We start from the raw sequence: 7,633 nt of genomic DNA, 5'->3' as shown, positions 1-7,633 counted from the left end.
AACGAAATCTATGTTGTAACTGAACCTCTGCCCTAACTCTGAGTTGTGCACAAACTTAATGGGATTGGTATAAGATGCGGTGAGACTCACGTTATCCGACAATAACGTGAGGAATAAACCGGGACAAATCCTGAGTGATAAGCGCCTTGTCTTCGCGAATCGACAAACCACTCGCCACTTCATCCACTAACCAAGAACCAATCAGCGTATAGTCGTCGCCAAATTTCGGCATCGGGTAATAGTCCTGAAAGATAAAGCCTTCCTCGCCGTATGGACCATCGGAGCTTACGATCTTCTCGCCATCCTGAAATATACTGACATTAGCCCCTTCTCGGGCAAAAATCGGTTTTTTCACATAACGGCTTAAATGTTGTTCTGCTTCTTGTTCGGTGAAATAGGCGGGCAATAGGTTTTCATGATTGGGAAACATCTCCCATAAAACAGGCAAAATCGCTTTATTGGAAATAATGGCTTTCCATGGTGGCTCTAGCCATTTTACATTGCTCGTTAGCAGTAACGGCGCATACTCTTCTCGCAGCATAAACTCCCAGGGATAGAGTTTGAACATCCAGGTGATTACCTGATCGTCTAAATCTGTGAAAACATCCCCTTCGCCATGGCCAATGTCTTCGATAAAGACAAACTTGCATTCAATACCAGCCTCTTCGGCACAGTCTTGTAAATATTGCACGGTGCCGCGGTCTTCATCGGTATCCTGACAACAGGCAAAATGTAAGGTATCGTCCGGGTTAGCAGCTCTTAGCTGTGCAAAGCGATGTACCAGTTTTTCTTGCAGACTATTAAACTGGTCGGCATTGCGAAGAATATCACCGCGATTGACTTTATCTTCCAGCCATAACCATTGCCAAAACCCTGATTCATATAAGCTGGTGGGTGTGTCGGCATTGTTTTCATAGAGTTTTGCCGGCGCGGTGCCGTTGTATGCCAGATCGAGTCGGGCATACAGACATGGGTCACGATTCTCCCAGGAGGATTTGATCCATCCCCAGAAAGCCTCTGGTATCTGGAATTTGGCGAGTAGGTCGTTGTTATTAAGGACCCGCTCTACGGCCTCTAGGCAAAGCTGATGAATCGCTTCGGTGGGTTGTTCGAGATCTTGTTCGATTTGCTCCAGAGAGAACTGGTAATAATGACTCTCATCCCAATAGGGCTCGCCATACATAGTATGGAAATGAAAGCCGAACTGGTCGGCTTTTTCTTGCCACTGAGGTCGTTCAGGAGTAGGAAAACGGATCAAAATTAACCGCCCCAGCCGCCGCGAGAAGAACTGCCTCTAAATGATGAGCTAGCGGCCACTTTCGAGCCAAAACCGCCGCGGGAAATTGTTCGGGTAACTTTCGGTTTTGCATCAAACGCTTTTTTATTAACCTTAGTTTTTCCATATCTGGCACGGCCATATTTGTGCCCATCTACGGATGACCAGTAACCGTAAAACGGCGAGTGGTAGCTATAAGATGTATAGAGAGGAGCAGAGCGATAGCGATTATCCATATATTGCGAAAACAGAAAACCCGCCATTAATGGTACAAATACGCTCTGACCATTGTTCATTGAATATTGATAGCAGCGTCCACTACCAAATTCCTCTTCACACAATGGCTTTCTTGGGTATTTAGGTCCGCTTTGCTGGGCTTCTTTCAGAGCATTTTGATAGGCCGTTTCACATTGCTGTTCAAGCTCTGGATTACTGCCTATACAATGATCTAAATCTTTATAAACAATGGCTTCTTGATCATTGCCACAGGCGGTTAAGGTAGTAACTCCGGCAACAACAGCTAAGGGTTTTACCAATTTGCTGGTAGATACCTTACGCATCCTGCTCAAGTTTATCGACTGACTACGTTTCATATTATCGTCCTATGTGGGCAGGGTTAGTAGGTCATGCAAGCGGCGTTTAGCAGACCAACGGCAATCGACATGCCAGCCAAAACGATGCCCGCAGTGACTTCATTATTGATGATACGTTCGACAATTTTTGGCATAAACACTAGACGTACAATAAAAAACGCCAGAATTTGTGCGATCAATGCGACAACGCCCCAGACAACAAAGTCCAATAATGCAATAGAGTTGGTGATCGCGCCAGATAGGGCGATGGCAAAACCGACAACCGCTCCCATTAAGCCGATAGCGGCAGCGGTATTTTGTTGTTCTTTCACTAATTGCCACTCATCATGTGGGGTGACAAACGCGTAAATCCATTTAAATACAACCAGCATGACCAGGCTGATAAAAAAGTAAAGCGCAAAGCTGCCAAGACCAGCAAGCAATTGGGTAACAGATTCCATAGGTATTTCCTGAAAAGTTTAAATGATATAAATATCGGATGGTTGTAAATCAAATCCAGTAACGGTTACCAGACATCTATCATGTTGATTGTTTATGATTTTTTCTTCACCTATCAACATGGCATATTCAAATTTTTGATCGCTAAACTGACGCTCATATAACATCGCAAATTGGTCGGTTTCACAAATACTGCCATCTTTGGCGTAGGTTTTTTCGGTCATTGCGACAGGCGGCGAACTTTCCCCGCTTGTTTGCCATACTCGGGTAAACGTATGTCCTTGCAAATATAAACTTGGCTGACTGATATCTCGATCTAATGCATTGTCCCAGTCTTTGTCATTGGCGATGCCTTTGGTGTCGTAAAAATACATCAGTTTAACATCTTCTATATTTTCATCCGTAAGGCTGCCATTGGCAATGCTACCGCGAACAAGTATCTGAATGTAGCCTTCGTCATCTGTATAGTACCGTAAAACGGTTGTTTGTGGGTCGAGTTGTACGACACCGACAGCTTCGATAAATTGCGTTTTTGCAGCACCATCAATGATCAGTTCGGGCTCGATAAAGGTCATTTTTATGGTGTCCAAATCAAACGCGCCACCCAGTCTTAAGCCTAAGACTTCCGGAGCTTTATCTGCAACCTTAGTGTTTTTTTTCTTAAACCAGTTAAACATTGGTAAATAAATTCCAGTCGATATTATTTAAACGCTCGTCCGCAATGTAATAAAGCGTACTTTGTGGCGCAACCGATTGTCCAAGTTCTGGATTGAGTTGCAATGAATCATAGCCATTGGGGGAAATACCAATCAAGGTTGCCTGATAGTGTTTCTTTAATGCCAGAAAGATATCGGATACCTGAAGTGTGGTTGCGCCCCGATATTTCAATGAGTATTGGGTCATGCCCTGCGCAACATCGAGTAACTGATGATGCAATAAACTCGAGCCAGGGTCGACTGCGGATTTTGCGATCAATTCAACCCCCACCGATGGCATGCATTCTATGTTTGGGCAATGTTGTTTTAACAAGCTTCCTAGCTGGTCATCCTGAAAGTAAGCAATCGTATGAGCATCAGGATTCTTCGACGTACAATACAGCGCTGTTGTCATGGTGACATCGTCGTCTTGGGTGTCTATAACAATGCAACTGGCATTACTAATACCGGCACGATCCATTTCTTCATCACTGGTGAAATTCAACACTTTCACAAAGCCAATTTCATCGGGTTGAGGGTTTTCAATATCCGCTCGTACACATAGGGCGATAGGTTGCTTTTCACTGTGAAAGTCCATTTCACGTTTTAACAGTTTTAAGAGCTGCATCGTGCGTGCTTCATTCCAGCCAATGACCAAAATGTGATTATCAAAATTAAGTGTTTTCAAGCCTTTCACCCCTTTGCGCCATTGCTCCGAAAAAAAACTCACGACCCGGCCGATCAACAAACCAAATAAGCTTAATCCTGCCGGGATCACAAACAAAGATACGACGTATTTGCCCGCCACCGTTTGTGGTGAAAAATCCCCGTAACCAACTGTAGACGCGGTAACCATCAGGTAATAAAGGAAATTTTCATCACTGATGAGATCATGCTCACCACTCAACAGTAACAGAGCGTAGCTGATTGCAATGTAGCACAAGGTTAGTAGCACAACGCCTTGCCAGGGAAGATGCAGCAACTGACGCAGGAAAAGTTGTTTTAATCGTAAGAATATTGACATTAATTGTTTTGGTTTTTCGTGTATCCGAAATGTGCGTCTGACATATTTTGTCACCATCTTATCAGGGAAAAGGGGGATGTAAAGGAGGTCAGTGGCAAGTGTCAAAAAAACTTACAATTTATCCGGCAAAAATGGAATGTAGCGAGAGTGGCCATGATTCAAAATAATTCAAACGTCATTAATGGTTGGTGTGTCAGGGGGACTTTGGCTAAATATCGCAGATTGATCCATCGATAAGGAGAACTTACCTGCGGCTGTTCTGGATTCACTTAGGATCCCTGCTGTAAGACATGAGGTGCGTCGTAACTCATTAAAACCAGTGTCAGATTTTTTAACATTAAATTGTTATCTGGTTGATATTGTTGTGTAAATTATTTTTCATCGGTTGTGAAACCCTTTACACGTATGGCTTTAAGGGCAAGCTATTACTTTTGGCGTGAATCTTGCGTTATCAGGTTGCTTTAAATGGAAAGTATTACGGAGAATTATTAAAGCAGAAAAATACTAATAAAATATTTAACAAGGAAACTAAACATGAAATATATCTTCAAAGGCGGTTTAGCCCTAATCGCTTTATTATTCAGCCATCAATCTATCGCTGCATCCACACCAGGTGTTAGTGTATGTGCTGCACCTGACGGAAAAATTCAATTTGTATTCGATGAAGGCCGTCAAGATAAATTAGGCGACCCAGGTAGACAAGGAGGTTTAACTTTTGTCTGTGACTCTGTCGACTTGCTTGTTCGAAGCCATGGTGAAGTGATTCAGGATCTTCGCCCCGATACTGCTGGTTTAGGTGTGAATGGTGATCCGAACGGTGATAACTGGTCCGTAGGCGAGTTACTTCACTTTACGTTTAATGTCCCAGTTATGCTTATCGATGTTGAGGTAAATGGTAATCATACAGAAACCGTTTCAGGTGGCATGTTTAGCATCAATGGTCAGTCTTTTAATGCCGTAGACTACGATGTCGATGCAGGTTCTGATTTAACGGGTGCAGGGTTAAATGGCCAGTATTTTGCGTTTAGAGGGTTAGATTCGTGTAGTACTCTTAGAACGCCTAGGTGCACTAACTTCTCGGGCTATATTGAATCAGTTACGGTAATGCGAATTCCGAACGAGCCTCCGCAGGAGGTTCCTGAGCCAACGACTATGTTAATGTTTGGTTTAGGTATTCTCGGGTTAGCGCGATTTCGTAAATAAACCCAATCAAGTTTAGATGATAAAAATGCCCGCTTAGCGGGCATTTTTGTTTGTATGTGTCAAAGGTGTCGAAAGGTGACAAAGGTGTCGAAAGGTGTCAGGCAGAATGTTAACTCTGCCTGACACCAGCTTCCTGAAACCTAGCCCTTACCTATTCGTTTCAATATAATTGTCAATAATCTCTTCCAGCATGCTCAAGGGTACAGCGCCGTTTTTCAGTACCGCGTCATGGAAGTCGCGAATATCAAATTTATCGCCAAGTTCATCCATGGCTTTTTGCCGTAATTCTAAAATTTTGATCATGCCCACTTTATACGCGGTTGCTTGACCCGGCATAACGATATATCGCTCGATTTCAGCAACCACATCGCGTTCAGCCATGCCAGTATTGTTGGCCATGTATTCAATGCCCTGCTCACGGGTCCAGCGTTTATGGTGAATACCGGTATCGACAACTAAGCGCACCGCCCGAAATAATTCAGCGGTCAAGCGGCCAATGTTATCTTCCGGATTATCCTGAAAGCCCTGTTCCCAGGCCACCTGCTCGGAATATAATGCCCAACCTTCGGTATACGCTGTAAATGGTGCAAAGCGACGCAGAAACGGCATCCCCTCCAGTTCCATAGCAATGGCGATTTGGAAGTGATGACCTGGAATGCCTTCATGATAGGCGAGGGTGCGCATGCCAAATTTCGGGGTCGCTTTAATATCATAAAGATTGGCGAAAAAGCGTCCCGGACGTGAGCCATCTAATGCGGGTTGCTGGTAATAGGCGCCTGGCGAGGTTTTTTCTTTAAACTCTGGAATTCGAACCACTTCCATTCCCGCTTTGGGACGAATATTGAACGCGCCATCGAGCCCGGCATCGATTTCATCGAGGATGGTTTGATAATCTTCGAGAATTTGCGCGCGGCCTGCATCGCTGTCTTCGTAATAGAACTTATCCTGAGCGGAAAATTCTGCCATTGCCGCGGTATAACCGGCGGATGTATCTACCTCGAGTTCGGCGAAAATTGCCATCATTTCACTCTGGATACGAGCGACTTCTTCTAAACCTAAGGTGTGAATATACTCAGCACTGTAATCGGTTGTGGTAAATAACTTTAACGCCAATTTGTAAGCTTCATCACCATTGGGCAGGTGCCAGTAGCCGTCATCAGTACCCGCTGTTGGCGCCAGTTCGGTAAAATAATCAATAAACCCCTGATAGGCTGGATAAACCGATTCATTAATCAGCGTTTCACTATCAACCAATACCGTTTTTTGTTGCTCGGCGTTAATCTCTTCTGCAGCTTCGAGTTTGGTAACCAAGGATGTATAGAGAATGTTTTCTTTCGCCGGTGTATCAATAAAGCCCTGCATTTCTTCCAGTATGCGGTCGATAACAAAACGTGGGGGAATGATCTCATGCTCTTCGCGTATTTTAAGATCCAGCAGGTACTGTTCGAATTTTCTTGGTAACTCGCTTAACCGCGAATTGTAGTTTTGTGCATCTTCCAGTGTGTGTACCTGATGCGATGCTTCCATAAAGCTCGGAAAGCCATTTTGAATGCCAAATAGTTGATTGGCAGGGTAGTAGTGATATTTGAATGGTTCCGCCTGAGCAACAAGATCCATTAAATAGATGGCAATTTGTTTTGACATTTTTTGCTGACGGTCAAGGTCTGCATCGTCATATTGATTAAGCCCTGCACGAAAAACCTTTAATTCCTCGAACATCTGCTCTGAATTTTTCGGGTCCACATCATCTAGGTGTGCATTGTGGCCTTTGATGCCAACGCTTTCCAAAAAGCCCAGGGAGGTCAGAGTTTCCGGATCAGAAAAAGCCATTTTGATCATGGCGCGGTCAAGGTACGCTCGAAACGTAAAAGGCTTTTTCGCATACCATTCGTGGGCGGCAAAACTGCCCGCCAAAACTATCAGTGTGAGCAGCAATAAGCCCAACCATTTAAATATCGATTTAATCATCTCGATTCCCGTTAATTTGTTATTTTTATTGTTATTTTCCGTGAAGTTCACAGGTTTTTTTTATCCGCATTAAACGTCAATTGCTAACATATCAGGTCTAGAGATGTTTACCAAATGTGATGATTTTTAATGCGACTTGCCACGGTTGAAAAATCACCTTGAATTGGCTGAAGCGCAGGCAATTTTTGTTTTTTAATAAATGAATATTTATGCAAGCGTTCAGAGGGGTGGGGTAGGGTTTTTACTTGGGCTTATGGAGGGGCAGTCGCTCGTTTCTCGCGTCTGACGTCGATCCGATAATAGTGTAAGTTATCGTGGGCCTTGTGTTTTGGCTGCTCCATTGTTTGTTTGAACATTCCATGTGCGAAGGTTTTTAGCCGGGAAGGACGGTTTTCAATAAGAATTTAAAAACCTCCTTGATTATTGCTTGTTCCGA

At 43.8% G+C, this 7,633-nt stretch carries 7 protein-coding genes; 1 reads left to right on the top strand and 6 read right to left on the bottom strand.

What is annotated here, in order from left to right; genetic code table 11:
* Positions 1-91: 91 nt before the first annotated feature.
* The 5 genes from FE810_RS14815 to FE810_RS14795 are packed head-to-tail and all read right to left on the bottom strand — an operon-like array spanning position 92 to position 4,026.
* Entirely contained in the window at positions 92-1,258 is a 1,167-nt protein-coding gene (locus tag FE810_RS14815) for a glutathionylspermidine synthase family protein (protein ID WP_138321037.1), read from the bottom strand.
* A 2-nt stretch (positions 1,259-1,260) separates the two neighbouring features.
* Positions 1,261-1,869, bottom strand: coding sequence for a DUF1190 domain-containing protein (locus FE810_RS14810; protein WP_138321035.1), 609 nt, complete (start codon positions 1,867-1,869; stop codon positions 1,261-1,263).
* 23 nt (positions 1,870-1,892) lie between these two features.
* The gene (locus tag FE810_RS14805) at positions 1,893-2,309 is read right to left on the bottom strand and encodes a DUF350 domain-containing protein (RefSeq protein WP_138321033.1); all 417 of its coding nucleotides are present in this window, start codon (positions 2,307-2,309) and stop codon (positions 1,893-1,895) included.
* An 18-nt stretch (positions 2,310-2,327) separates the two neighbouring features.
* On the bottom strand, positions 2,328-2,984 hold the full coding sequence (locus FE810_RS14800; protein ID WP_138321031.1) for a YjfK family protein: 657 nt from the start codon (positions 2,982-2,984) through the stop codon (positions 2,328-2,330).
* The gene (locus FE810_RS14795) at positions 2,977-4,026 is read right to left on the bottom strand and encodes a potassium channel family protein (RefSeq protein WP_138321029.1); all 1,050 of its coding nucleotides are present in this window, start codon (positions 4,024-4,026) and stop codon (positions 2,977-2,979) included. The genes FE810_RS14800 and FE810_RS14795 overlap by 8 nt, the downstream gene beginning before the upstream one ends.
* A gap of 534 nt (positions 4,027-4,560) precedes the next feature.
* On the opposite strand from FE810_RS14795, the gene FE810_RS14790 reads away from it, so the two are divergent.
* Positions 4,561-5,229, top strand: coding sequence for a PEP-CTERM sorting domain-containing protein (locus FE810_RS14790; protein ID WP_138321027.1), 669 nt, complete (start codon positions 4,561-4,563; stop codon positions 5,227-5,229).
* A gap of 147 nt (positions 5,230-5,376) precedes the next feature.
* Here FE810_RS14790 and FE810_RS14785 read toward each other — a convergent pair whose 3' ends face one another.
* Positions 5,377-7,197, bottom strand: a complete 1,821-nt coding sequence (locus FE810_RS14785; RefSeq protein WP_171022390.1) for a DUF885 domain-containing protein — start codon at positions 7,195-7,197, stop codon at positions 5,377-5,379.
* Positions 7,198-7,633: the final 436 nt, after the last annotated feature.

The organism is Thalassotalea litorea (assembly GCF_005843925.1).
In the GTDB taxonomy this organism is placed as follows: domain Bacteria; phylum Pseudomonadota; class Gammaproteobacteria; order Enterobacterales; family Alteromonadaceae; genus Thalassotalea_A; species Thalassotalea_A litorea_A.
This window is presented reverse-complemented; position numbering and strand designations above follow the sequence as displayed.